Annotated in this window: 19 protein-coding genes; 15 read left to right on the forward strand and 4 right to left on the reverse strand. The window is 75.0% G+C overall.

All coding sequences use genetic code 11. The features are described 5' to 3' along the window. Positions 1-61: 61 nt before the first annotated feature. From SAM23877_RS08950 to cobI, 7 genes are read left to right on the forward strand one after another with little or no spacing between them, the layout of a single operon-like run. Positions 62-1,027 carry a cobalamin biosynthesis protein gene (locus SAM23877_RS08950; RefSeq protein WP_053128695.1) on the forward strand — a complete coding sequence of 322 codons (966 nt, stop codon included), beginning with the start codon at positions 62-64 and terminating at the stop codon, positions 1,025-1,027. Further along, complete coding sequence (locus tag SAM23877_RS08955; protein WP_053128697.1) at positions 1,024-2,532, forward strand: cobyric acid synthase; 1,509 nt, start codon at positions 1,024-1,026, stop codon at positions 2,530-2,532. Before SAM23877_RS08950 ends, SAM23877_RS08955 begins: the two co-directional genes overlap by 4 nt. Further along, entirely contained in the window at positions 2,529-6,194 is a 3,666-nt protein-coding gene (cobN, locus tag SAM23877_RS08960; RefSeq protein WP_053128699.1) for a cobaltochelatase subunit CobN, read from the forward strand. The genes SAM23877_RS08955 and cobN overlap by 4 nt, the downstream gene beginning before the upstream one ends. Then, entirely contained in the window at positions 6,191-8,212 is a 2,022-nt protein-coding gene (locus tag SAM23877_RS08965) for a putative cobaltochelatase (protein ID WP_053128701.1), read from the forward strand. The genes cobN and SAM23877_RS08965 overlap by 4 nt, the downstream gene beginning before the upstream one ends. Next, positions 8,212-8,811 carry a cob(I)yrinic acid a,c-diamide adenosyltransferase gene (gene cobO, locus SAM23877_RS08970; RefSeq protein ID WP_053128703.1) on the forward strand — a complete coding sequence of 200 codons (600 nt, stop codon included), beginning with the start codon at positions 8,212-8,214 and terminating at the stop codon, positions 8,809-8,811. The genes SAM23877_RS08965 and cobO overlap by 1 nt, the downstream gene beginning before the upstream one ends. Next, entirely contained in the window at positions 8,808-10,199 is a 1,392-nt protein-coding gene (locus SAM23877_RS08975) for a cobyrinic acid a,c-diamide synthase CobB (RefSeq protein WP_053142304.1), read from the forward strand. Before cobO ends, SAM23877_RS08975 begins: the two co-directional genes overlap by 4 nt. Continuing rightward, positions 10,196-10,927 (forward strand): precorrin-2 C(20)-methyltransferase, encoded by a 732-nt coding sequence (gene cobI, locus SAM23877_RS08980; RefSeq protein ID WP_079030662.1) that lies wholly within the window; start codon positions 10,196-10,198, stop codon positions 10,925-10,927. The genes SAM23877_RS08975 and cobI overlap by 4 nt, the downstream gene beginning before the upstream one ends. Positions 10,928-10,947: 20 nt before the next feature. Here cobI and SAM23877_RS08985 read toward each other — a convergent pair whose 3' ends face one another. Continuing rightward, positions 10,948-11,676 carry a ZIP family metal transporter gene (locus SAM23877_RS08985; protein WP_053128707.1) on the reverse strand — a complete coding sequence of 243 codons (729 nt, stop codon included), beginning with the start codon at positions 11,674-11,676 and terminating at the stop codon, positions 10,948-10,950. Between the two features lie 89 nt (positions 11,677-11,765). Here SAM23877_RS08985 and cobM point away from each other — a divergent pair, with 89 nt between their 5' ends. The 6 genes from cobM to cobC are packed head-to-tail and all read left to right on the forward strand — an operon-like array spanning position 11,766 to position 18,182. Beyond that, complete coding sequence (gene cobM, locus SAM23877_RS08990; RefSeq protein ID WP_235614538.1) at positions 11,766-12,629, forward strand: precorrin-4 C(11)-methyltransferase; 864 nt, start codon at positions 11,766-11,768, stop codon at positions 12,627-12,629. Beyond that, positions 12,626-13,936 carry a bifunctional cobalt-precorrin-7 (C(5))-methyltransferase/cobalt-precorrin-6B (C(15))-methyltransferase gene (locus SAM23877_RS08995; RefSeq protein ID WP_053128709.1) on the forward strand — a complete coding sequence of 437 codons (1,311 nt, stop codon included), beginning with the start codon at positions 12,626-12,628 and terminating at the stop codon, positions 13,934-13,936. Before cobM ends, SAM23877_RS08995 begins: the two co-directional genes overlap by 4 nt. Then, positions 13,933-15,615 carry a precorrin-3B C(17)-methyltransferase gene (gene cobJ, locus SAM23877_RS09000; protein ID WP_053128711.1) on the forward strand — a complete coding sequence of 561 codons (1,683 nt, stop codon included), beginning with the start codon at positions 13,933-13,935 and terminating at the stop codon, positions 15,613-15,615. The genes SAM23877_RS08995 and cobJ overlap by 4 nt, the downstream gene beginning before the upstream one ends. Beyond that, positions 15,612-16,208: a precorrin-8X methylmutase gene (locus tag SAM23877_RS09005; RefSeq protein ID WP_053128713.1), complete on the forward strand. Its 597-nt coding sequence runs from the start codon at positions 15,612-15,614 to the stop codon at positions 16,206-16,208. Before cobJ ends, SAM23877_RS09005 begins: the two co-directional genes overlap by 4 nt. After that, positions 16,205-17,122, forward strand: coding sequence for a sirohydrochlorin chelatase (locus tag SAM23877_RS09010; RefSeq protein ID WP_053128715.1), 918 nt, complete (start codon positions 16,205-16,207; stop codon positions 17,120-17,122). The genes SAM23877_RS09005 and SAM23877_RS09010 overlap by 4 nt, the downstream gene beginning before the upstream one ends. After that, positions 17,094-18,182 carry an Rv2231c family histidinol phosphate aminotransferase CobC gene (gene cobC / locus SAM23877_RS09015; RefSeq protein WP_053128717.1) on the forward strand — a complete coding sequence of 363 codons (1,089 nt, stop codon included), beginning with the start codon at positions 17,094-17,096 and terminating at the stop codon, positions 18,180-18,182. Before SAM23877_RS09010 ends, cobC begins: the two co-directional genes overlap by 29 nt. Before the next feature lie 661 nt (positions 18,183-18,843). On the opposite strand, the gene SAM23877_RS09020 is transcribed toward cobC, so the two are convergent. The 3 genes from SAM23877_RS09020 to SAM23877_RS09030 form a co-directional block, all read right to left on the reverse strand. Beyond that, positions 18,844-19,782, reverse strand: coding sequence for an SCO1860 family LAETG-anchored protein (locus SAM23877_RS09020; RefSeq protein WP_053128724.1), 939 nt, complete (start codon positions 19,780-19,782; stop codon positions 18,844-18,846). 186 nt (positions 19,783-19,968) lie between these two features. Next, on the reverse strand, positions 19,969-21,060 hold the full coding sequence (locus SAM23877_RS09025; RefSeq protein ID WP_053128726.1) for an amidohydrolase family protein: 1,092 nt from the start codon (positions 21,058-21,060) through the stop codon (positions 19,969-19,971). 44 nt (positions 21,061-21,104) lie between these two features. Further along, positions 21,105-21,617: a hypothetical protein gene (locus SAM23877_RS09030; RefSeq protein ID WP_053128728.1), complete on the reverse strand. Its 513-nt coding sequence runs from the start codon at positions 21,615-21,617 to the stop codon at positions 21,105-21,107. Positions 21,618-21,785: 168 nt separating this feature from the next. On the opposite strand from SAM23877_RS09030, the gene SAM23877_RS09035 reads away from it, so the two are divergent. Together SAM23877_RS09035 and ectA are read left to right on the forward strand one after the other, a co-directional pair. Then, positions 21,786-22,916: a pyridoxal-phosphate-dependent aminotransferase family protein gene (locus SAM23877_RS09035; protein ID WP_053128730.1), complete on the forward strand. Its 1,131-nt coding sequence runs from the start codon at positions 21,786-21,788 to the stop codon at positions 22,914-22,916. 327 nt (positions 22,917-23,243) lie between these two features. Continuing rightward, positions 23,244-23,750, forward strand: a complete 507-nt coding sequence (ectA, locus tag SAM23877_RS09040) for a diaminobutyrate acetyltransferase (protein ID WP_053128734.1) — start codon at positions 23,244-23,246, stop codon at positions 23,748-23,750. Positions 23,751-23,791 lie beyond the last annotated feature (41 nt).

Here is a 23,791-nt window from a genome sequence, read left to right on the forward strand (position 1 = left end):
CCACCCCGGTGACTCCGGGAACGCCGGTCCCACACCTCCCCGCCCCGCGGCCGGCTGAGCCGTGCGCGCCGAACGCGTCTTCGCGTACGGCGCCGCCGCCGGCCTTCTCGGCGACCTCCTCCTCGGCGATCCGCGCCGCGGGCACCCGGTCGCCGCGTTCGGCCGTGCCGCCGGTGCCGTGGAACGGGTGCTGTGGCGTGACCACCGGGGCCGGGGCGCGCTGCACACCGGCGTGTGCGCCGGTGGCGCCGTCGCCCTGGGGGCCGCCGCCGCACGCGCCGTACGCCGCTCCCCCGCCGCTTCCGTCGCGCTGACCGGCGCCGCCACCTGGGCCGTCGTCGGCGGGACCTCGCTCGCCCGGGAGGCCCGCTCGATCGGGCGGGCCCTGGAGGCCGGGGACGTCGAGACGGCCCGTGCGCGGCTGCCGCACCTGTGCGGACGGGATCCGCAGGCCCTGGACGCCGACGGAATCGCCCGGGCCGTCGTCGAGTCCGTCGCCGAGAACACCTCGGACGCGGTGGTGGGCGCCCTCGTGTGGGGCGCCGTCGCCGGAGTGCCCGGGCTCCTCGGCTTCCGGGCGGTGAACACCCTGGACGCCATGGTCGGCCACAAGTCCGCCCGGTACCGGCGCTACGGCTGGGCCTCGGCCCGGCTCGACGACCTCGCGGGCTGGCCCGGCGCCCGTCTGACCGCCGTCCTGGCCACCGTGGCCGGCGGCGACCCGCGGGGCGCCGTGCGGGCGTGGCGTGCCGACGCCGGACGGCATCCGAGCCCCAACGCGGGTCCCGTGGAGGCATCGTTCGCGGGCGCCCTCGGCGTGCGGCTCGGCGGCACGCTCTCCTACGGCGGGCGGGTGGAGCACCGGCCCGTCCTCAACGGGGCGGCCGGTCGCGCCGTCCTGGCCGGTTCCGGCGACATCGACCGGGCCGTCCGGCTCTCCCGGCGCGTGGGCTGGCTGGCGCTGGGCGTGTGCGCGGGCGCGCGGCTGCTCGCCCGCCGGGCACTCACGAAGGGACGTGACTCATGAGCGGTGGCCTCCTCGTCGCCGGTACCACCTCCGACGCCGGCAAGAGCGTCGTCACCGCCGGGATCTGCCGCTGGCTGGTGCGCCAGGGCGTCAAGGTGGCGCCGTTCAAGGCGCAGAACATGTCGCTGAACTCCTTCGTGACCCGCGAGGGCGCGGAGATCGGGCGGGCGCAGGCCATGCAGGCGCAGGCGTGCCGGGTGGAGCCCACCGCGCTGATGAACCCGGTGCTGCTGAAGCCGGGCGGGGAGCGCAGCAGCCAGGTCGTGCTGCTCGGCAAGCCGGTCGGTGAGATGAGCGCCCGCGGCTACCACGGCGGGCGGCAGCGGCAGTTGCTCGGCACGGTGCTGGACTGTCTGGCCGAGCTGCGGGGCACGTATGACGCGGTGATCTGCGAGGGGGCGGGCAGTCCGGCCGAGATCAACCTGCGCCGGACCGACATCGTGAACATGGGGATCGCCCGGGGCGCCGGGCTCCCCGTCGTGGTCGTCGGCGACATCGACCGCGGCGGCGTCTTCGCCTCCTTCTTCGGCACGGTGGCCCTGCTGTCGCCCGAGGACCAGGCGCTGGTCGCCGGGTTCCTCGTCAACAAGTTCCGGGGCGACGTGTCGCTGCTGGAGCCCGGCCTGGACATGCTCCACGGGCTCACCGGGCGGCGGACGTACGGCGTGCTGCCCTTCCGGCACGGGCTCGGGATCGACGAGGAGGACGGACTGCGCGTCTCCCTGCGCGGGACGGTGCGGGAGTCCGTCGTCGCGCCGCCGGTCGGCGAGGACGTGCTGCGGGTCGCCGTCTGCGCGGTTCCGCTGATGTCCAACTTCACGGACGTGGACGCGCTGGCCGCCGAACCGGGGGTCGTGGTGCGGTTCGTGGACCGGCCGGAGGAACTCGCCGACGCCGATCTCGTGATCGTGCCGGGGACCCGCGGAACGGTCCGGGCCCTGCGGTGGCTGCGGGAGCGCGGGCTCGCGGACGCGCTCGTCCGAAGGGCCGCGGCGGGCCGCCCGGTGCTCGGGATCTGCGGTGGCTTCCAGCTGCTCGGCGAGCACATCGAGGACGAGGTCGAGTCGCGCGCCGGGCACGTGGACGGGCTCGGACTGCTGCCCGTGCGGGTGCGGTTCGCCCGCGAGAAGACCCTCACCCGGCCGGTGGGCGAGGCCCTCGGCGAGCACGTCGAGGGGTACGAGATCCACCACGGGGTCGCCGAGGTCCTGGGTGGCGAGGCCTTCCTGGACGGCTGCCGGGTCGGCCCGACCTGGGGCACGCACTGGCACGGTTCGCTGGAGTCGGACGGTTTCCGGCGGGCGTTCCTGCGCGAGGTGGCCGCCGCCGCGGGCCGCCGCTTCGTGCCGGCCCCCGACACCTCGTTCGCCGCGCTGCGCGAGGAGCAGCTCGACCTGCTCGGCGACCTGATCGAACACCACGCGGACACGGACGCGCTGTGGCGGCTCATCGAGTCCGGCGCGCCGCAAGGACTGCCCTTCATTCCACCGGGAGCACCCGCATGAGCACTGTGTTGTTGTTGTCGACCGCCGACACGGACCTGCTGGCGGCCCGTGCCTCCGACGCCGGGTACCGGATCGGCAACCCCACCCGGGTCGACGTACGCGAGGAGCTGCCCGCGCTCGTCGAGGGCGCCGACCTCGCCGTCGTCCGGCTGCTGGGCGGCAAACGCGCCTGGGAGGACGGGCTCGCCGCGCTGAAGGCCGCCGGTGTCCCCACGGTCCTGCTGGGCGGCGAGAGCGTGCCGGACGCGGAGCTGATGGCCGAGTCGTCGGTGCCGGCCGGGGTGGTGGCGGAGGCGCTGCGCTACCTGGTCGAGGGCGGGCCCGACAACCTCACCCAGCTCGCCCGGTTCCTCTCCGACACCGTGCTGCTGACCGGCGAGGGCTTCGACGAGCCGCGGAAGATGCCGGAGTACGGCGTCCACGGGGAGCGCCCGTTCACCGAGGGCCGCCCGACGGTCGGCGTGCTCTTCTACCGCGCCCACCAGCTGAGCGGCAACACCGCCTTCGTGGACACGCTGTGCGACGCGATCGAGACGCACGGCGCCAACGCGCTGCCCGTGTACTGCGGTTCGCTGCGCGGCGCGGACGGCGGGCTGTACGAGTTGCTGGGCCGGGCCGACGCCCTGGTCGCCACCGTCCTCGCGGCCGGCGGCACGCACGCCTCCCAGGCCTCGGCGGGCGGCGACGAGGAGGCCTGGGACATCGGAGCGCTGGCCGACCTGAACGTCCCGGTGCTGCAAGGGCTCTGCCTGACCTCGTCGAAGGCCGCCTGGGAGGCCTCGGACGCCGCCCTCTCCCCCATGGACGCGGCGATGCAGGTCGCGATCCCGGAGTTCGACGGGCGGCTGGTCACCGTGCCGTTCTCCTTCAAGGAGCAGGGGCCCGACGACGTCCCCGTCTACGTCGCCGACCCCGAGCGGGCCGGGCGGGTCGCCGGCATCGCCGTGCGGCACGCCGCGCTCAGGCACAAGGCGAACGCGGACAAGAGGCTCGCCCTGGTCTTCACCGCGTACCCGACCAAGCACTCCCGCGTCGGCAACGCGGTGGGGCTGGACACGCCGGCGTCGGCGGTCCGGGTCCTGGACGCGCTGCGGGAGGCGGGGTACTCGCTCACCGACTACCCGTCCGGCGGCGACGAGTTGATCCACCGGCTGATCGAGGCGGGCGGCCACGACGTCGAGTGGCTGACGGAGGACCAGCTGGCCGCGGCGCCGGCGCGGGTGCCGCTGGCCGACTACCGGGCGTGGTTCGAGAAGCTGGACCCGGAGCTGCGGGACGCGATGACCGAGGCGTGGGGCGAGCCGCCGGGTTCGCTGTACGTCGACGGGGACGACATCGTGCTGGCGGCCCTCCGGTTCGGGAACGTCGTCGTCATGATCCAGCCGCCGCGCGGGTTCGGCGAGAACCCGATCGCGATCTACCACGACCCCGACATGCCGCCGTCCCACCACTACCTGGCGGCCTACCGGTGGCTCGACGACAGCTTCGGCGCCGACGCGATCGTGCACATGGGCAAGCACGGCACGATGGAGTGGCTGCCCGGCAAGGGCCTCGGGCTGAGCGCGGGGTGCGCGCCGGACGCCGTGCTGGGCGACCTGCCGCTGGTCTACCCGTTCATCGTCAACGACCCCGGCGAGGGCACCCAGGCCAAGCGGCGCGGCCACGCCACGGTGGTCGACCACCTCGTCCCGCCGATGGCGCGGGCCGACACCTACGGCGACCTGGCCAAGCTGGAGCAGCTGCTCGACGAGTACGCGCTCGTCTCCGACCTGGACCCGGTCAAGGCGCCGGCGGTCCGGGCGCAGATCTGGACGCTGGTGAAGGCGGCCGAACTCCACCACGACCTGCACGTGGACGACCAGCCGGACGACGACGCGTTCGACGAGTTCGTCATGCACATCGACGGCTACCTGTGCGAGATCAAGGACGTGCAGATCCGTGACGGCCTGCACATCCTCGGCGGCGGCCCGGTCGGCGAGCCGCGCGTGAACCTCGTCCTCGCGGTGCTGCGCGCCTCGCAGGTGTGGGGCGGGCAGGCGAACGCGCTGCCGGGGCTGCGGGCGTCCCTCGCCGAGCACTTCGGGCTGGTGGAGAAGGAACTGCTGGCCGAGCCGGGCGCCCCGGCGAAGGTGCCGGTGGAACTGACCGGCCTGGTGGACGGTCCGGCGCGCTCGGCCGCCGACGCGGTCGACCTGCTGGAGCAGCTGTGCCGGCGGTGCGCGGAGGGGATGGAGTCCCGGGACTGGGACGTCACGGCCGTCCCCGCCCTGGTGCGGGAGGTGCTGGGCGCGGAGCTGCCCGAGGCGGTCGCGGTCCTGGAGTTCGCCTGCCGGGAGGTCGTGCCGCGGCTGGCCCGGACGACGGACGAGATCGGGCACATCCTGCGGGCCCTGGACGGCGGTTACGTCCCGGCCGGACCGTCCGGTTCGCCGACCCGCGGACTGGTCAACGTGCTGCCGACCGGCCGGAACTTCTACTCCGTCGACCCGAAGGCGATCCCGTCCCGGCTGAGCTGGGAGGTCGGCCAGTCCCTCGCGGACTCCCTGATCCAGCGCTATCTCCAGGACACGGGTGAGTACCCGAAGTCCGTCGGCCTCACGGTGTGGGGCACGTCGGCGATGCGCACCCAGGGCGACGACATCGCCGAGATCCTCGCGCTGCTGGGCTGCCGTCCCGTCTGGGACGACGCCTCGCGCCGGGTGACCGGCTTCGAGATCGTGCCCCCGGCCGAACTGGGCCGGCCGCGCGTCGACGTCACCGTGCGCATCTCCGGTTTCTTCCGGGACGCGTTCCCGCACGTCGTGGGGTTGATCGACGACGCGGTGCGGGCGGTGGCGGAGCTGGACGAGCCCGCCGACCAGAACTACGTCCGCGCCCACGCCGACGCGGACACCGCCGAGCACGGCGACCGGCGCCGGGCCACCGCACGCATCTTCGGCTCCAAGCCGGGTGCGTACGGGGCCGGCCTGCTGCCGCTGATCGACGCCCGCAACTGGCGCTCCGACGCGGACCTCGCCGAGGTGTACGCGGTGTGGGGCGGCTACGCCTACGGGCGCGGGCTCGACGGGCGTGCGGCGCGCGGGGACATGGAGACGGCGTTCCGGCGGATCGCGGTGGCCGCGAAGAACGTGGACACCCGCGAGCACGACCTCGTGGACGCCGACGACTACTTCCAGTACCACGGCGGCATGGTCGCCATGGTGCGGCACCTGACGGGCACGAGCCCGGAGGCGTACGTCGGTGACTCCGCCACCCCCGACCAGGTGAAGACGCGGACGCTGGGCGAGGAGACGCACCGCGTCTTCCGCGCCCGCGTGGTCAACCCGCGCTGGATGGCGGCGATGCGGCGCCACGGCTACAAGGGCGCCTTCGAGATGGCGGCCACCGTGGACTACCTCTTCGGGTACGACGCCACGGCCGGGGTCGTGGACGACTGGATGTACGAGAAGCTCAGCGCCGAGTACGTCTTCGACCCGGAGAACCGGGACTTCATGAAGAAGTCCAACCCCTGGGCGCTGCGGGGCATCACCGAGCGGCTGCTGGAGGCCGCCGAGCGCGGTCTGTGGGCCGAGCCGGACGCGGAGACGCTGGAGCGGCTGCGCGCCACCTATCTGGAACTCGAAGGCGATCTCGAAGGCGACTCGGAGGGCGACGACCAGTGAGTACCCCGTTCCCGTTCACGGCCGTCGTCGGCCAGGACGACCTGCGGCTCGCGCTGCTGCTGAACGCCGTCTCCCCGGCGGTCGGCGGGGTGCTGGTGCGCGGCGAGAAGGGCACCGCCAAGTCCACGGCCGTGCGGGCGCTGTCGGCGCTGATGCCGCAGGTGGACGTCGTCTCCGGGTGCCGCTTCTCCTGCGACCCGGACGCCCCCGACCCCGCCTGCCCGGACGGCCCGCACGAGCCGGGCGCCCGCGTCTCGCGCCCGGCGCGGATGGTGGAGCTCCCCGTCGGCGCCTCCGAGGACCGGCTGGTGGGCGCCCTCGACATCGAGCGGGCGCTCGCGGAGGGCGTGAAGGCCTTCGAGCCGGGCCTGCTGGCCGACGCGCACCGCGGGATCCTCTACGTCGACGAGGTCAACCTGCTCCACGACCACCTGGTGGACCTGCTGCTGGACGCCGCCGCGATGGGCGCCTCCTACGTCGAGCGCGAGGGCGTGTCGGTGCGGCACGCCTCGAAGTTCCTGCTCGTCGGGACCATGAACCCGGAAGAGGGCGAGCTGCGGCCGCAGTTGCTCGACCGGTTCGGACTGACCGTCGAGGTCGCGGCCTCGCGCGAGCCCGACCAGCGGGTGGAGGTCGTCCGGCGCCGGCTGGCGTACGACGACGACCCGGCCGCCTTCGCCGCGCGCTGGGCCGACGAGGAGGCCGCCGTGCGGGCGCGGATCACGGCGGCGCGGGAACTGCTGCCGTCGGTGCGGCTCGGCGACGGGGCGCTCCGGCAGATCGCGGCGACCTGTGCCGCCTTCGAGGTGGACGGCATGCGGGCCGACATCGTGATGGCGCGGACGGCGACCGCGCTGGCGGCCTGGGCCGGGCGGACCGACGTGCTCGCCGAGGACGTACGGCAGGCCGCGCTGCTGGCCCTTCCGCACCGGCGGCGGCGCAACCCGTTCGACGCGCCGGGTCTCGACGAGGACAAGCTCGACGAGACGCTGGAGGAGTTCGGTGGGCCGGGCGAGAGCGACGGGGACGGCGACGACGATCCGGACCCGGGTCCGGACGGTCCCGGCGGCCCCGGAGGGCAGCCGGAGCCCGACGACGCCCCGCAGGGCGACGGCGACACCGCCGCGCGCCCCGAGGCGGGGGAGGACGGGGAACCGCAGCCCCGCGGTGGAGGCGCCGGCGAGCAGTCCCCGGCGCGTGCCGCCGAGCCCTTCCGTACGAAGGTGCTGAGCGTGCCGGGGCTGGGTGAGGGTGCCGCCGGGCGGCGTTCGCGGGCGCGGACCGAGCACGGGCGGACCACCGGGGCGCGGCGGCCCCGGGGAGCGCTGACCAAGCTGCACCTGGCGGCCACCGTGCGGGCGGCCGCCCCGCACCAGCGGGCGCGGGGCCGGAGCGGGCCCGGGCTGGTGGTGCGCCGGGACGACCTGCGGCAGGCGACCCGGGAGGGACGCGAGGGCAATCTCGTGCTGTTCGTCGTGGACGCCTCCGGGTCGATGGCGGCGCGGCAGCGGATGAGCGCCGTGAAGGGTGCCGTGCTGTCGCTGCTGCTCGACGCCTACCAGCGGCGGGACAAGGTGGGGCTGGTGACCTTCCGGGGTTCGGCCGCCGATGTCGCGCTGCCCCCGACCTCGTCGGTGGACGCGGCGGCGGCCCGGCTGGAGTCGCTGCCGACGGGCGGCCGTACGCCGCTGGCGGCCGGGCTGCTCAGGGCCCACGAGGTGCTGCGGGTCGAGCGGCTGCGGGACCCCGCGCGGCGGGCGCTGGTCGTGGTGGTGACGGACGGACGGGCCACCGGCGGTCCGGAGCCGGTCTCGCTCGCCTCGCGTGCGGCGCGGCTGTTCGCGGCCGACGGGGTCGCCTCCGTCGTCGTGGACTGCGAGTCGGGGCCGGTGCGGCTGGGGCTGGCCGGGCGGCTGGCGGGTGAGCTGGGCGGTACGGCGGTGACGCTCGACGAGCTGCGGGCGGACTCGATCGCCGGTCTGGTGAAGGACGTTCAGGGCAGCAGGAGGGCCGCGTAATGCCGCAGGGACAGCCGAGTGTGATCCCCGACGACGGACTGACGACCCGTCAGCGGCGCAATCGCCCGCTGGTCGTCGTGCACACGGGCATCGGCAAGGGCAAGTCCACCGCCGCCTTCGGGCTGGCGCTGCGCGCCTGGAACCAGGGATGGCCGATCGGGGTGTTCCAGTTCGTCAAGTCGGCCAAGTGGAAGGTCGGCGAGGAGAACGCCCTGCGCGTGCTGGGCGCCAGCGGCGAGGGCGGGACCGTCGACTGGCACAAGATGGGCGAGGGCTGGTCCTGGGTCCAGCGCGACGCGCAGATGGACAACGAGGAGAAGGCCCGGGAGGGCTGGGAGCAGGTCAAGCGGGACCTGGCGGCCGAGACGTACAGGCTGTACGTGCTGGACGAGTTCGCCTACCCCATGCACTGGGGGTGGGTCGACACCGACGAGGTGGTGTCGGTGCTGCGCGACCGGCCCGGGACCCAGCACGTCGTGATCACCGGGCGGAACGCGCCGGAGAGGCTGGTGGACCTCGCCGACCTCGTCACCGACATGTCCAAGGTCAAGCATCCGATGGACGCGGGGCAGAAGGGGCAGAGGGGCATCGAGTGGTGACCTCGTCCTCGTCCGCTTCGTCGTCCGTGCCCCGGCTGGTCATCGCCGCGCCCTCCTCGGGCAGCGGCAAGACCACCGTCGCCACCGGGCTGATGGCCGCGCTCACGGCGCGGGGGCTCGCCGTGTCGCCGCACAAGGTCGGGCCCGACTACATCGACCCCGGGTACCACTCCCTGGCCACCGGCCGGGCGGGGCGCAACCTCGACGCCTACCTGTGCGGGCCCGAGCTGGTCGGGCCGCTGTTCCTGCACGGGGCGCGCGGGTGCGACATCGCCGTGGTCGAGGGCGTGATGGGGCTGTACGACGGGGCCGCGGGCGAAGGCGAGCTGGCGTCCACCGCGCAGATCGCGAAGGTGCTGCGGGCGCCGGTCGTGCTGGTCGTGGACGCGTCGTCGCAGTCGCGGTCGGTGGCGGCCCTGGTGCACGGGTTCGCGTCCTGGGACCCGGAGGTGCGGATCGGGGGCGTGATCCTGAACAAGGTGGGGTCGGACCGGCACGAGGCGTTGCTGCGGGAGGCGCTCGACGCCGTCGGGGTGCCGGTGCTGGGGGTGCTGCGGCGGGCGCCGCAGGTCTCCACCCCGTCGCGGCATCTGGGACTGGTGCCGGTCGCCGAGCGGGGGGCGGAGGCGGTCGACGCCGTGGCGGCGATGGCGGCGCAGGTCTCCGACGGTTGTGATCTGGAGGCGTTGGTCGCGTTGGCGCGGGCTGCCGGGCCGTTGCCGGGGGGCGTGGCCCCCTGGACCCCCGAGCCCACCCACGGCCCGGCTCGGTCGGACCGGAAGTCACCACCGCGCGTCGCGATCGCCGGTGGTGCGGCCTTCACGTTCTCCTACGCCGAGCACGCCGAACTGCTCGCCGCCGCCGGGGCCGAGGTCGTCACCTTCGACCCGCTGCGGGACGAGGAACTCCCCGAGGCGACCGCCGGGCTGGTCGTCGGCGGCGGGTTCCCCGAGGTGTACGCCGCCGAGCTGTCGGCCAACGAGCCGCTGCGCAGGGCCGTCGCCGCACTCGCGCTGAGCGGCGCCCCCGTCGCCGCCGAGTGCGCGGGGCTGCTGTACCTGTGCCGGGAGCTGGACGGGGCGCCCATGTGCGGGGTGCTGGACGCCTCCGCGCGGATGTCCGGGCGGCTGACGCTGGGCTACCGGGACGCCGTGGCCGTCAGCGACAGCGCGCTGGCCGTCGCGGGGACGCGGATGCGGGGCCACGAGTTCCACCGGACGGTCGTGGAGCCGGGGGCCGGGGCGGCCGCGGCGTGGGGGATGCGGGCGCCCGAGCGGCGCGTCGAGGGATTCGTGGAACGCGGTGTGCACGCGAGCTATCTGCACACGCACTGGGCGTCCGAGCCCGGTGTCGCCCGTCGGTTCGTGGAGAGGTGCCGGACGTCATGAGCAGCAGGCTGGTCGGAGTGGGGGTCGGGCCCGGGGACCCCGAGCTGGTGACCGTCAAGGGCGTCAACGCGCTGCGCGCCGCAGACGTCGTCGTCGTCCCCGTCATGGACACCGGGGAGCGGGGGCGGGCCGAGGCGACCGTGCTGCACTACGCACCCGCCGAGAAGGTCGTCCGCGTCGTGTTCGCGCTGAACGAGCGCACCGACCGGGCCCGCCGCGAGGCGGCCTGGGACGCGGCCGGGCAGCGGGTGGCCGGGCTCCTGCGGGCGCACGGCACCGTGGCCTTCGCGACCATCGGCGACCCCAACGTGTACTCGACCTTCACGTACCTTGCGCAGACCGTCGGCGAGCTGGTGCCCGGCACCCTCGTGGAGACCGTGCCGGGCATCACCGCCATGCAGGACCTCGCGGCCCGGTCGGGTGCCGTGCTGACCGAGGGCACCGAGCCGCTGACGCTGGTGCCGGTGACCGCGGGGGCCGCCGTGCTCAAGGACGCGCTGAACGGGCCCGGCACGGTCGTCGCCTACAAGTTCGGCCGGCAGGCCGCCGAGGTCGCCGAGGCGCTGCGGGAGACCGGGCGGCTGGACGACGCGGTGTGGGGGTCGGCGCTGGGACTGCCGGAGGAGTCCGTGCGGGCGGCGGCGGAACTGGACGGCGCCCCGCTGCCCTACCTGTCGACGCTCATCGCTCCCGCCCGGCGCGAGGGCGGCCGGGGCGGGAAGCTGTGAGCCATTCCGGCGGGGGCGCCTCATTCGGCGACGCCCACCACCAGCCAGATGAACGCCGCGCCCGCGACCGTGCACAGCAGGGTCGAGCGGGCGGGGTGCTCGTGATGGGCCTCGGGGAGGATCTCGGCCGCGGCGAGGTAGAGCAGTACGCCGCCGAAGAGGCCGAGGTAGGCGCCCAGGGCCTGCTCCGGGATGGTGAACAGCAGGGTCGAGGCCGCGCCGAGCACGGGGGCGCAGGCGTCGGCGAACAGCATGGCCACGGCCCGGCGGCGGGCGTTCCCGTACAGGCTGGTCAGCGTGTAGGTGTTGAAGCCGTCCGCGAAGTCGTGGGCGATCACGGCCATCGCGACCGCCGCACCCATGCCGCCGCCGACCTGGAAGGCCGCGCCGATCGCCACGCCGTCCATCGCGCTGTGCCCGACCATCGCGGCGGCGGCCGTCAGGCCCACCTGGGGCGAACGGTGCCCGTGCTCGTCGGCGCCGTGCGCCGCGCGGCGGGCCGCCAGCAGGCGCTCCACCAGATGTGCGAACAGGAACCCGGCGACGAAGAGCAGCAGCGCCGCCGGCACGCCGAACACCTCGTCGCCCGCCGCCTCCAGGGCTTCGGGCAGCAGGTCGAGGCCGACCACGCCCAGCATCAGGCCACCGGCCAGCCCCAGGACCAGGTGACGCCGGTCGGTCACGCGCTGTGCCGTCCAGCCACCGGCCAGGGTCATCAGGAACGCGCCCAGCGCGACGAAGACCGCCATGGGCCCTTGCTATCCGATCAGGGCGCGCATCCGTGCGCACGACAGCAGCAACCGCAGTAAGTATGCGTAGTAGGAGAGGACCTGTCCCCATGGCTTCCGAGGCCTCCGTGACTCCCGAGGTGTCCCCCGCTTCCCCGGCCGGGGAGCCCACCGGCAAGGTGACCTTCGTCGGTGCCGGCCCCGGCGCCGCCGACCTGCTGACGTTCCGCGCCGCGCGGGCCATCGCCGAGGCCGACGTCGTGATCTGGGCGGCCAGCCTGGTCCAGGAGGAGGTGCTCCGGCACGCGCGTCAGGACGCGGAGATCCTGGACTCGGCGACGATGTCGCTGGAGGACGTCGTCGCCGTCTACCGGCGGGCCCGTGCGGAAGGGCTGCGGGTCGCCCGCATCCACTCCGGCGACCCTGCCCTGTGGGGCGGGACGCAGGAGCAGCTCGACCGGTGCGCGGAGATCGGCATCGCGACCGAGGTCGTGCCCGGCGTCTCCGCGTTCTCCGCGGTGGCCGCGCTCGCGCAGCGGGAGCTGACCATTCCGGAGGTCGCGCAGTCCGTCGTCCTGACGCGGCTCGGCGGCGGCAAGACGCCCATGCCGCCCGGGGAGGAGGTCCGCGAGTTCGCCAAGCACGGCACCACCATGGCGGTCTTCCTGTCGGCGGCCCGCAGCGGCCAGCTGGTGCGCGAGCTGCTGGAGGGCGGCTACCCGACCGAGACGCCGGTCGTCGTCGCCTACCAGGCCACCTGGCCGGAGGAGCTGGTCGTGCGGTGCACGATCGGCACGCTGGAGGAGACGGTCAAGGAGCACAAGCTCTGGAAGCACACCCTGTTCCTGGTCGGCCCGGCCCTGGACGCGCACGGCACCCGCTCGCACCTGTACCACCCGGGGCACTTCCACGGCTATCGCAAGGCCGACCCCGAGGCGCGCAGGGAGCTGCGCAGGCGGGGTGCCGGCACGTGATCACGGTGGTGGGCATGGGGGCCGGCGAGCCACCCGCCGACGCCGTCGGCGCCGACGCCGCGCTGGTGGTCGGCGGGCGGCGCCATCTGGACGCCGTACGGCTGCCGCGGGGGGCCGAGCGGGTCGTCCTCGGGGCGCTGGCGCCGGCCCTCGACACGGTCGCGGAGTACGTCGCGGCGGGGCGGCCGGTGACCGTACTGGCCTCCGGTGACCCGGGGTTCTTCGGCATCGTGCGGGCGCTGGCCGAGCGGTTCGGGCCCGAGCGGCTCGACGTCCGGCCCGGTGTCCCGTCCGTCGCCGCCGCGTTCGCGCGGGCCGGACTGCCGTGGGACGACGCCGTGGTGGCCAGCGCGCACGGGCGGGACCTGCGGACGGCGGTCAACGTGTGCCGGGCGCACCCGAAGGTCGCCGTGCTGACCGGGCCCGGGGCGGGTCCGGCGGAGCTGGGCGCCGCGCTGGGGGGCGACGAGCGGGTCCTGGTCGTCGCCACCGCGCTGGGCTCCGCCCGGGAGCGCGTGGAGCGGGTGACGCCCGCCGAGGCCGCCGGCCGGGACTGGGGGGCGGCGGTGAGCGTGGTGCTGTGCCTGGACGAGGCGCGGGCGCTGGGGCCGGTGCGGACCATCGCCGGGGCGCGGCCGGGGACCACGGGACGGGTACGGACCGTTCCGGTGGGACCGGACGTACCCGCCGGACCGGTCCGCGGGGCCGCGCCGGACGGGTGGGCCGGCTGGGCACTGGACGAGACGGACTTCGCCCACCGCGACTCGATGATCACCAAGTTCGAGGTGCGGGCGCTGGCGCTGGCCCGGCTCGGGCCGCGCCCCGGTGACCTGGTGTGGGACGTCGGGGCCGGCTCGGGGTCCGTGGCCGTGGAGTGCGCGCGGCTGGGCGCCGCCGTCGACGCCGTGGAGAAGACGCCGGACGGTGTCGAGCGGATCCGCGCCAACGCCGCCGCACACGGCGTCGACGTCCGCGTGGTGCACGGCACGGCGCCCGGGGCGCTGTCGGACCTGGAGGACCCCGACGCCGTGTTCGTCGGCGGTGGCGGGCGCGAACTGCCCGCGATCGTCGCGGCGTGCGCCCGGCGCACCCGGCGCGCCGTGGTCGTCGCCCTGGCCGCGCTGGACCGGGTGCCGGCGGCGCGCCGGGCACTGCTCGACGCCGGGCTGGAGTGCGACGGGGTGCTGTTGCAGTCGTCCCGGCTCGCCCCGCTGCCGGGGGACGTGACCCGGCTCGCGGCGGCCAATCCCGTGTTCCTGCTGTGGGGCGTCAGGCCGCACAGCCGTACCGAAGGAGTTGCCCCTTGATCGGCCTCATCTCCGCCACCGCGGCGGGAGCGGCCGCGCGGGACCGGCTGGCCGCGGCCTGGCCGGACCGCACGCGCGTGTACGAGGGTCCCGTCGCGGACGCCGTCCGGACCGCGTTCGCCGAGTGCGAGCGGCTGGTGTGCTTCCTGGCCACGGGGGCCGTCGTCCGGCTCGTGGCGCCGCTGCTGGACGACAAGCGGACCGACCCGGGGGTCGTGTGCGTGGACGAGGGCGGGCGGTTCGCCGTGTCGCTGGTCGGCGGCCACGGGGGCGGCGCCAACGACCTCGCCGTCGCGGTCGCCGGGGTACTGGGCGCCGAACCGGTGGTGACGACGGCTACGGACGCCGTGGGACTGCCGGGGCTGGACACCCTCGGGATGCCCGTCGAGGGCGATGTCGCCGGTGTCTCGCGGGCCCTGCTCGACGGTGAGCCGGTCGCCCTGCGGGCGGAGGTGCGGTGGCCCCTGCCGCCGCTGCCCGTCACCGACCAGGGTGCGTACACGGTCCGGCTGACCGACCGTCTGGTGGAACCCGCCGAGCGGGAGGCCGTCCTGCGTCCGCCGTCCCTGGTCGTCGGCGTCGGCGCCTCCAAGGGGGCCCCGGTCGACGAGGTGCTCGGGCTGGTCGAGGAGGCGCTGCGGGACGCCGGACTCTCCGCCGCGTCGGTCGCCGAACTGGCCACCGTGGACGCCAAGGCGGAGGAGCCCGGGATCGTCGGGGCCGCCGAGCGGCTGGGCGTGCCGCTGGTGACGTACGCCGCCGGCGAACTGGCGGAGGTCGAGGTGCCCAACCCCTCCGACGCCCCGCTCGCGGCGGTCGGCACGCCGTCGGTCGCGGAGGCGGCGGCGTTGGTGCGGGGCGGCGAACTGCTCGTCCCCAAGCGCAAGTCGGCGTCCAGTCCGGCGATGGCCACCTGCGCCGTCGTACGGCGGCCGGGGCGCGGGCGGCTCGCGGTGGTCGGGCTCGGGCCGGGCGCCCGGGACCTGGTCACGCCGCGGGCGCAGGCCGAGCTGCGGCGGGCCTCGGTGCTGGTCGGTCTCGACCAGTACGTCGACCAGATCCGCGACCTGCTGCGGCCCGGCACCCGGGTCCTGGAGTCGGGGCTCGGCGCCGAGGAGGAGCGGGCCCGGACCGCGGTCGAACAGGCCCGGCGCGGACACGCCGTCGCCCTGATCGGCAGCGGGGACGCCGGGGTGTACGCCATGGCGTCACCGGCGCTCGCGGAGGCGTCCGACGACATCGACGTGGTCGGGGTGCCCGGGGTGACGGCGGCGCTGGCGGCCGGGGCGATCCTGGGCGCGCCGCTCGGCCACGACCACGTGTCGATCAGCCTGTCCGACCTGCACACCCCGTGGGAGGTCATCGAACGGCGGGTGCGGGCGGCGGCCGAGGCGGACATCGTCGTGACGTTCTACAACCCGCGCAGCCGGGGCCGGGACTGGCAGCTGCCCAAGGCGCTGGCGATCCTCGCGGAGCACCGGGAGCCGACGACGCCGGTCGGGGTCGTGCGCAACGCGTCGCGCGCCGACGAGTCCAGCCGCCTGACCACACTCGCCGGCCTCGACCCGGCGACGGTCGACATGATGACGGTCGTGACGGTGGGCAACACCGCGACCCGGGAGATCGCCGGGCGCATGGTGACGCCGCGCGGCTACCGCTGGCAGGAGGGATCCGAGTGAGCCGGGTCGTGCACCCCATCGAGCAGGAGTCCTTCCGGCGGTTGCGCGCCCGGCTGGACACCTCGCCCTTCCCGCCCCTGACCCGGGCGGTCGTCGAGCGGGTCATCCACTCCGCGGCCGACCTGGAGTACGCCTCTGACCTCGTCCTCGACGAGAGCACGCTGACGAGGGCCCACGCGGCGCTGCACGCCGGGGCGCCGGTCGTCGTGGACGTGGAGATGGTCGCGGCCGGGATCACCCGGCGGGAGACCGTGTGCCGGCTGAAGGACGCCGTCGCCGGTCCCGGGCTGACCCGTTCGGCGCACGCGATGCGGCTGGCGTACGAGCAGGTCGGGCCCGGCGCGCTCTGGGTGATCGGCTGTGCGCCGACCGCGCTGGAGGAACTGCTCACCCTCGACGCCTCCCCCGCGCTCGTCATCGGGCTGCCCGTCGGTTTCGTCGGGGCGGCCGAGTCCAAGGCGGCACTGCGGGAGAGCGGGCTGCCCGCCGTGAGCAACGTGTCCGAGAAGGGCGGTTCGGCGGTCGCCGCGGCCGCGCTGAACGCCCTGCTGTACCACCCCCTTCCGTCCGAGGAACCCGAGGAGAAACTGTGACGACCCCGCCCGCCCTGCTCATCGCCGGACACGGCACCCGGGACGAGGCCGGAGCCGAGGCGTTCCGCGACTTCGTGCGCGAGCTGGGCCGCCGCCACCCCGAACTGCCCGTCGCGGGCGGCTTCATCGAGCTGTCGCCGCCACCGCTGGGCGAGGCGGTGGCCGAGCTGGTCGAGCGCGGGGTGCGCCGGTTCGCCGCGGTGCCGCTGATGCTGGTGTCCGCGGGGCACGCCAAGGGCGACATCCCGGCGGCGCTGTCCCGCGAGAAGGAACGCCACCCCGGCATCTCGTACACCTACGGGCGTCCGCTGGGCCCGCACCCCGCGCTGCTGCGGGTGCTGGAGCGGCGCCTGGAGGAGGCCGTCGATCCCTCCTGGGACCGCTCGGAGGTGACCGTGCTGCTGGTGGGGCGCGGTTCCACGGACCCGGACGCCAACGCCGAGGTGTTCAAGGCGGCGCGGCTGCTGTGGGAGGGGCGCGGGTGGGGGGCCGTGGAGACGGCGTTCGTGTCGCTGGCGAAGCCGGACGTGCCGGGCGGCCTGGACCGGTGTGTGCGGCTGGGGGCGCGGCGGATCGTGGTCCTGCCGTACTTCCTGTTCACCGGCATCCTCCCGGACCGGGTCCGGCACCAGACCGAGGAGTGGGCCGCGGCGCGCCCGGAGGCCGAGGTACGCTCGGCGGACGTCATCGGGCCGGAGCCGGAGCTGCTGGACCTGGTGTGGGAGCGGTACGAGGAGGCCGTCAAGGGCGACCTGCGGATGAACTGCGACTCCTGTGTGTACCGGATCGCGCTGCCCGGGTTCGAGGACAAGGTGGGGCTGCCGCAGCAGCCGCACTTCCACCCCGACGACGACGGCCATCACCACCACGGGCACCATCACGGGCATGGACACGCACACTCCCCCGCGCACTGAGGGTCCGGCCGTGGATCTCGACCTGCGGCACCACGGGGACGCCGAGGTCCGCGACGACGGCTCGACGCTGGTGGACCTCGCGGTGAACGTCCGCGCGGACACGCCCCCGGCCTGGCTGCGCGAGCACGTCGCCGCCTCGCTCGGCTCCCTCGCGGCCTACCCGGACGGGCGGGCCGCGCGGGCTGCGGTGGCGGCGCGGCACGGGCTGCCGGTGGAACGGGTGCTGCTGACGGCGGGCGCGGCGGAGGCGTTCGTGCTGCTGGCGCGCGCGCTGAAGGTGAGCCGGCCGGTCGTGGTGCATCCCCAGTTCACGGAGCCGGAGGCGGCCCTGCGGGACGCGGGGCACACGGTCGGCCGGGTGCTGCTGCGGGAGGCGGACGGCTTCCGGCTGGAGGCGGCCGTGGTGCCCGAGGAGGCCGACCTGGTGGTGATCGGCAACCCGACGAACCCGACGTCGGTGCTGCATCCGGCGGCCACGATCACGGAACTGGCCCGCCCCGGGCGGACACTGGTCGTGGACGAGGCCTTCATGGACGCGGTGCCGGGTGAGCGGGAGGCGCTGGCCGGGCGCACCGACGTGCCCGGGCTGGTCGTCCTGCGCAGCCTCACCAAGACGTGGGGGTTGGCCGGGCTGCGCATCGGGTACGTCCTGGCGGCCCCGGAGACGATCGCGGAGCTGGAACGCGCCCAGCCGCTGTGGCCCGTGTCCACGCCGGCGCTGGCGGCCGCCGAGGCGTGCGTGGCGCCGCGGGCCCGGGCGGAGGCCGCCCACGCCGCGCACCGCATCGCCGCGGACCGGGCGCATCTCGTCGCCGGGCTCGCGGAGTTCGCCGCCCACGGCCTGCGGGTCGCCGGGCCGGCCGCGGGCCCCTTCGTCCTCGTCCGGCTCCCGCACGCCACCGCCGTACGCCACCGGCTGCGCGGTCTCGGGTACGCGGTGCGGCGGGGTGACACGTTCCCGGGCCTGGGCGCGGAGTGGCTGCGCCTGGCGGTACGGGACCGGGCGACGACGGACGGCTTCCTGCGGGCGCTGGGGCGAGCGGCGGCGGAACCGGCCTGAGCCGTGCGGCAGGCGGGGGCGCGCAGCCCGGCCCCGGCCGTACGGAGAGGGCAGGCAACACAGCCCGGCCTCAGCCGTACGGGAGGGGGCGGGGGCCTACGGCCCGGTCTGAGCCGTACGAGGGCGGGGGGCCACAGCCCGGTCTGAGCCGTGCGGGAGGGGGCGGGGGCCTACGGCCCGGTCTGAGCCGTACGAGGGCGGGGGGCCACAGCCCGGTCTGAGACGTGCGGGAGGGGGGCGCACAGCTCAGCCTCAGCCGTACGGGAGACGGCAGGGCACACAGCCCGGCCGCAGTCACACGGGGGGCGCACAGCCCGGTCTGAGCGTGCGGGAGGTGGGGCGCACAACTCAGGCTCAGCCGTACGGAGATGGCAGGGCACACAGCCCGGCCCCGGCCGTACAGGAGACGGCAGGGCACACAGCCCGGCCTCTGCCCGTACGGGAGGCGGCGCGTACGGACCGGGCGGCGTGCGGGGGCTTACCTCGCCGGCCCCGGAGGGCGGCACCGTCGCGCCCCACGTGCGCGGCGGTGCCGCCCGGCTCGGCACGGGCGGCCCGCGCGGCACAGGAGGACGGCCGCCGCCGTACGGCCCGGCGCGCCCTCCACCGCCCGGCCCGCGCGGTCGCCCTCACCCCCGCCGGCGGTCGACCGCCCGGCAGGTCACCCCCGTCGGCGCCGGGCCAGCAGCAGCGAGCCGCCGCCCGCCAGGACCAGGGCCGCGGCCCCGGCGGCGAGATACGGGGTCGCCGAACTGCCGCCCGTCTCGGCGAGGTCCGCCTCGGCGCGGGCGCCCTGGGGCTGCACGTCGGCGGCCGGTTCGGTTTCCTGCTCGGCGGGGGGCTCGTCGGCCTTCGCCGGGGGCTGCTCCGCTTCGGGGGCCGCCGGGGACTCGCAGGTCGCCTTCGCCAGGGTCAGGGTGCCGTCGACCTCCGCGACGTTCAGGTCGAGGGGGTCGACGGACACCTTGAGTTCGAGCGCGGTGGCCGCCGCCGTACGGGAGGTGGTCTCCGTCCGGGACAGGTCGAGCCGCACCTCGCCGACACCGGGCACCCGCACTTGCGTCGTCCCGCCGGTGGTCAGGGTGACCTTCTTGCCGAGGACCGTCACCGCGCCCAGCAGGTTCGCGTCGGCGACCGGCTTCTTCCCGGCCTCGCACGTCGCGGTGGAGGTGACCTGCTCGACCTCGACCACCGACAGCAGCGGCAGGCCCGGGACGTGGAGCCGCGCGCGGGCGAGGTTCGTGCGGCCCTCGCTCCCGGCGGCGGTCGCCGTCGCGCTGGACTCGGCCACGTCGGCCCGCAGCACGCTGAAGGCCTTGCCGCCGTCGACGCCGTCGAGCTGTGCGGTCAGCGCGGTCTTCCGGGCCGTCTCGGGCGCGTGGACCTCGTTGAGGGTGACCTCGAGCGGGACGTTCACGGTCTTGTTGAGCAGGGACACGTCCAGCGCGGTGCGCAGGACGGTGGCGCTCGCGCTGCCGTGGTCACCGGTCGCCTGTGCGGTGCCCGCGCCGGCCAGGACCGCGGGACCGGCGGCCAGGGCCGTGGCCGCCGCGACGGTGACGAGACGGCGTGCGGGCATGCGGAAGGTGTTGCCGTTCAAGGTGGTGGGACCCCCAGTGAGACATGCGTGCGGGACACGCATGAGCGACGTGCTTGGGACCCGGACAGAATGTCCTCGCGCCCGCCCGACCGTCAGCGATCCGGGGGCACTTCACCCCTTCGTGGGGTTTCCGTCCGCGCTTTCGAATCTCCCGGCACGGGTGTTCCCCGACGTCACCCCGGACGGCTAACCGACCACCCGCCCGTTCAGCACCACCCGGCGCGGAGCGGCGAGCACGCGCACGTCCGCGCGCGGGTCCTCGTCGAACACCACCAGGTCCGCCGGCGCGCCCTCCTCCAGGCCGGGGCGTCCGAGCCAGCGCCGGGCGGCCCAGGTCGTCGCGGCGAGGGCCTCGACGGGCGGGATGCCGGCGGTCACCAGTTCGGCGACCTCCGCCGCGGCCAGGCCGTGGGCCAGGGAGCCTCCCGCGTCGGTGCCGACGAAGACCGGGATGCCGGCGTCGTAGGCGCTCCGCACGGTGTCGTAGCGGCGTTCGTGGAGCCGGCGCATGTGGGCGGACCAGCGGGGGAACCTGGACTCGCCGCCGTCCGCGAGCGCGGGGAAGGTGGCGATGTTGACCAGGGTCGGCACGATGGCAACGCCCCGCTCGGCGAAGAGGGGGATCGTGTCGTCGGTCAGGCCCGTGGCGTGCTCGACGCAGTCGATGCCGGCCTCGACCAGGTCCCGCAGCGAGTCCTCGGCGAAGCAGTGGGCGGTGACGCGGGCGCCCAGGCGGTGGGCCTCCGCGATCGCCGCCTCGACGGCGCCGCGCGGCCAGCAGGCGGACAGGTCGCCGAGGTCGCGGTCGATCCAGTCGCCGACCAGCTTCACCCAGCCGTCGCCCCGCCGGACCTCCTGGGCGACGTACGCGACGAGGTCCTCGGGCTCGACCTCCCAGGCGTAGTTGCGGATGTAGCGCCGGGTGCGGGCGATGTGCCGGCCGGCCCGGATGATCTTCGGGAGGTCCTCGCGGTCGTCGATCCAGCGGGTGTCGGAGGGCGAACCCGCGTCGCGGATGAGGAGGGTGCCCGCCTCCCGGTCGGTCAGCGCCTGCTTCTCGGCGACGTCCTCGGGGACGGCCCCGTGCCGGTCGAGGCCGACATGGCAGTGGGCGTCGACCAGGCCGGGCAGCGCCCAGCCCGTGACGGTGCGGACGTCGGCCGCGCCCGCGGGACGGTCGTAGGAGATCCGGCCGTCGACCACCCACACCTCGTCGCGGACCTCCTCCGGTCCGACCAGCACCCGACCCTTCACGTGCAGCACCGTGCGATCGCTCATGTCCCGCACCCTAGACCGGTGCGGCGGGGTGTTCGAAGGGCCGGTCACCGGACGGCCTTCCGGGCGCTCGCGCGGGCACGCCGCCCGGTCGCCCACCCAGCGGCCACGGCGCCCGCGACGGCGGTCAGGGCGAGCACGGCGGCCCCGGGTCCGGCGTAGCCGGGGACCTCGGCGGAGTCGTAGCCGCCGCCGTCGGTGGTCTCGCAGCGAAAGCGCGGCGGCAGGAGCGAGGCCTCGTAGTCGATCACCCGTCCGGCCTGTTCCGGGGAGACTCCGGAACGGCACGGGGGCATGGGCGAGGAGCCCGTGCCGCCGTCCTCGGCCTGCATCACCGCGAAGCCCACGCACAGCGCGCCCCAGGCGTACAGCAGGACGGCACCCGCGCCGGCGACCGCTGCGACCGCACGGAAGGGCGCCCCCGCCCTGGGCGGCCTGCGAGCCGCCGCGGCCGCGGGACCGGCCGCGAGGTAGGGGCGGCGCCCGTACGTGCCGGCACCCCGGCCGAGGACGACGGCCGTGACCACGGCGACCAGGACGAGCAGCAGGAGAACGGACACGAGGCCGAGTCCATCAGGCCGACGATCGGCGTGGCTGTGGCGGAAGCCACAATTCCGGGCGTGAGGGTGTCGCAACGGAAACCCTCCGCGCGAGTGACGGCAGGGGCCATGGTTACTCTCGACTCCGTACGCGCCGTACACCTGCCCGTTACTGAAGAGAGCACCGCCGTGAGCCACCCCTTCCTGGACCTCGCCCCGCTGAGCGCCGGCCGTTTCGCCGCGATCGAGGACCGGGTGGCGCGCCTGCTCGGCACCGGACAGGACGTCGTGATCATGCAGGGCGAGGCGCTGCTGCCGCTGGAGGGCGCGATCCGCGCCGCCGCCGGGCCGGGCACCGTCGCGCTGAACATCGTCACGGGGCCGTACGGGCAGACGTTCGGGAACTGGCTGCGGGACTGCGGTGCGACCGTGCACGACCTCGCCGTGCCGTTCCACACGGCCGTCTCCGCCGAGCAGGTCCGCCAGGCCTTCGCCGAGCACCCGGAGATCGACTTCGTCTCCCTGGTGCACGCGGAGGCGGCGACCGGGAACACCAACCCGGTCGCGGAGATCGGCGAGGCGGTGCGGGCGCACGGCGCACTGTTCTACCTGGACGCCGTGGCCTCCGTGGGCGCCGAGCCGGTGCTGCCGGACGCGTGGGGCGTGGACCTGTGCGTGATCGGCGCGCAGAAGGCGATGGGCGGTCCGGCCGGTGTGTCGGCGGTGTCGGTGAGCGAGCGGGCCTGGGCGCGGATGGCGGCCAACCCGCACGCTCCGCGCCGGTCGTACCTCTCCCTGCTGGACTGGAAGGAGCGCTGGATCGACGGCGGGCGCAAGGCGCTGCTGCACGCGCCGGCGCAGCTGGAGATGCTCGCCCTGGAGGCATGCGTGGAGCGCATCGAGGCGGAGGGCCCCGAGACGGTGATGGCGCGGCACGCCTCGGCCGCCGCGGCCACCCGTGCCGGTGCGCTCGCGCTGGGCGGCGGTCTGGAGCCGTACGTGTACGAGGCGAAGGACGCGGCGCCGGTGGCGACGACGCTGCGGGTGCCGTCGGGCACCGACGCGTCGGAGCTGGTGGCCCGGGCCCTGGAGTCCGACCCCGCGCTGCCGCTGGCCGCGGGCGGGGGCGCGCTGGCGCGGGAGATGATCCGGGTCAACCACTACGGCCCGGACGCGACGCCCGGAGCCGTGCAGAGCTGCTTGGCGGCACTGGGTGCCGCACTGGCCGAGACCGGGGCCCGGACGGACCTCGGGGCGGCCCGGCACGCCGCCGAGTCCGCCTGGGAGGCGCAGACCGGCACGGGCCTTTCCGGAGCGTGAATTCTTGGAATTTGCCGAAGCCATCAAAAGCGAATTCGGCAATTCTTCGGAGTACAGCCATCCGTGTTCTTCTTCCCGCTTTCCCCGGACCTAAACTCTAAGATTTCGATAAGTTCGAGACCGGCATTTCGGACACGCGTCGCGCAGGTTACATGATTGTGACCCGTTACACATGCTGACCGATTCGCGCCCTTCATCCAGGTCAAATCATCCCAAAGTGACGACGTTTCGCGCGGTGGCACGCGCCCGCGTGATATCACACGACACGTTCACACGTAACCCCTTCCGGCGATGCAATTTTGATTTTCGCTGGGTAATTTCATTTGCATGACTGCCGCGCAAGCAGACCTGCAAATCGATCGTCCGAGAGTGGCCGACGGGGCCGCCCTCTGGCGGATAGCCAAGGACTCGAAGGTCCTCGACGTGAACTCGTCCTACAGCTATCTGCTCTGGTGCCGTGACTTCGCCGCCACCTCGGCCGTCGCCCGCGACGGGCACGGGGTGCCGGTCGGCTTCGTGACCGGCTACGTGCGGCCCGACCAGCCGGACACGCTGCTCGTGTGGCAGGTGGCGGTGGACGAGGCGTACCGTGGTCGAAAGCTCGCGGCTTCGATGCTCGACGGGCTCGCCGCCCGGACCCTCGCGGAGTGCGGGACGACGACCGTGGAGACCACCATCTCCCCCGACAACACCGCTTCCCAGCGGCTGTTCACCTCGTTCGCCGAGCGCCACGGCGCCACGCTGGAGCGCGAAGTCCTCTTCGACACGGACGAGTTCCCCGACGGGCCGCACGAGCCCGAGGTCCTGTACCGCATAGGCCCCCTCGGCGGCTGACCGCCCGGCGCCCCTCGCCGCCCGGCCCCCAGACTTCCCGG

The organism is Streptomyces ambofaciens ATCC 23877 (assembly GCF_001267885.1).
In the GTDB taxonomy this organism is placed as follows: Bacteria; Actinomycetota; Actinomycetes; order Streptomycetales; family Streptomycetaceae; genus Streptomyces; species Streptomyces ambofaciens.

Coding starts and splice junctions, on each gene's coding strand:
- SAM23877_RS08955 (WP_053128697.1), top strand. CDS start 1,024: ATGAGCGGTGGCCTCCTCGTCGCCGGTACCACCTCCGACGCCGGCAAG.
- cobN (WP_053128699.1), top strand. CDS start 2,529: ATGAGCACTGTGTTGTTGTTGTCGACCGCCGACACGGACCTGCTGGCG.
- cobO (WP_053128703.1), top strand. CDS start 8,212: ATGCCGCAGGGACAGCCGAGTGTGATCCCCGACGACGGACTGACGACC.
- cobI (WP_079030662.1), top strand. CDS start 10,196: ATGAGCAGCAGGCTGGTCGGAGTGGGGGTCGGGCCCGGGGACCCCGAG.
- SAM23877_RS08985 (WP_053128707.1), bottom strand. CDS start 11,676: ATGGCGGTCTTCGTCGCGCTGGGCGCGTTCCTGATGACCCTGGCCGGT.
- cobM (WP_235614538.1), top strand. CDS start 11,766: ATGGCTTCCGAGGCCTCCGTGACTCCCGAGGTGTCCCCCGCTTCCCCG.
- cobC (WP_053128717.1), top strand. CDS start 17,094: ATGGACACGCACACTCCCCCGCGCACTGAGGGTCCGGCCGTGGATCTC.
- SAM23877_RS09025 (WP_053128726.1), bottom strand. CDS start 21,060: ATGAGCGATCGCACGGTGCTGCACGTGAAGGGTCGGGTGCTGGTCGGA.
- ectA (WP_053128734.1), top strand. CDS start 23,244: ATGACTGCCGCGCAAGCAGACCTGCAAATCGATCGTCCGAGAGTGGCC.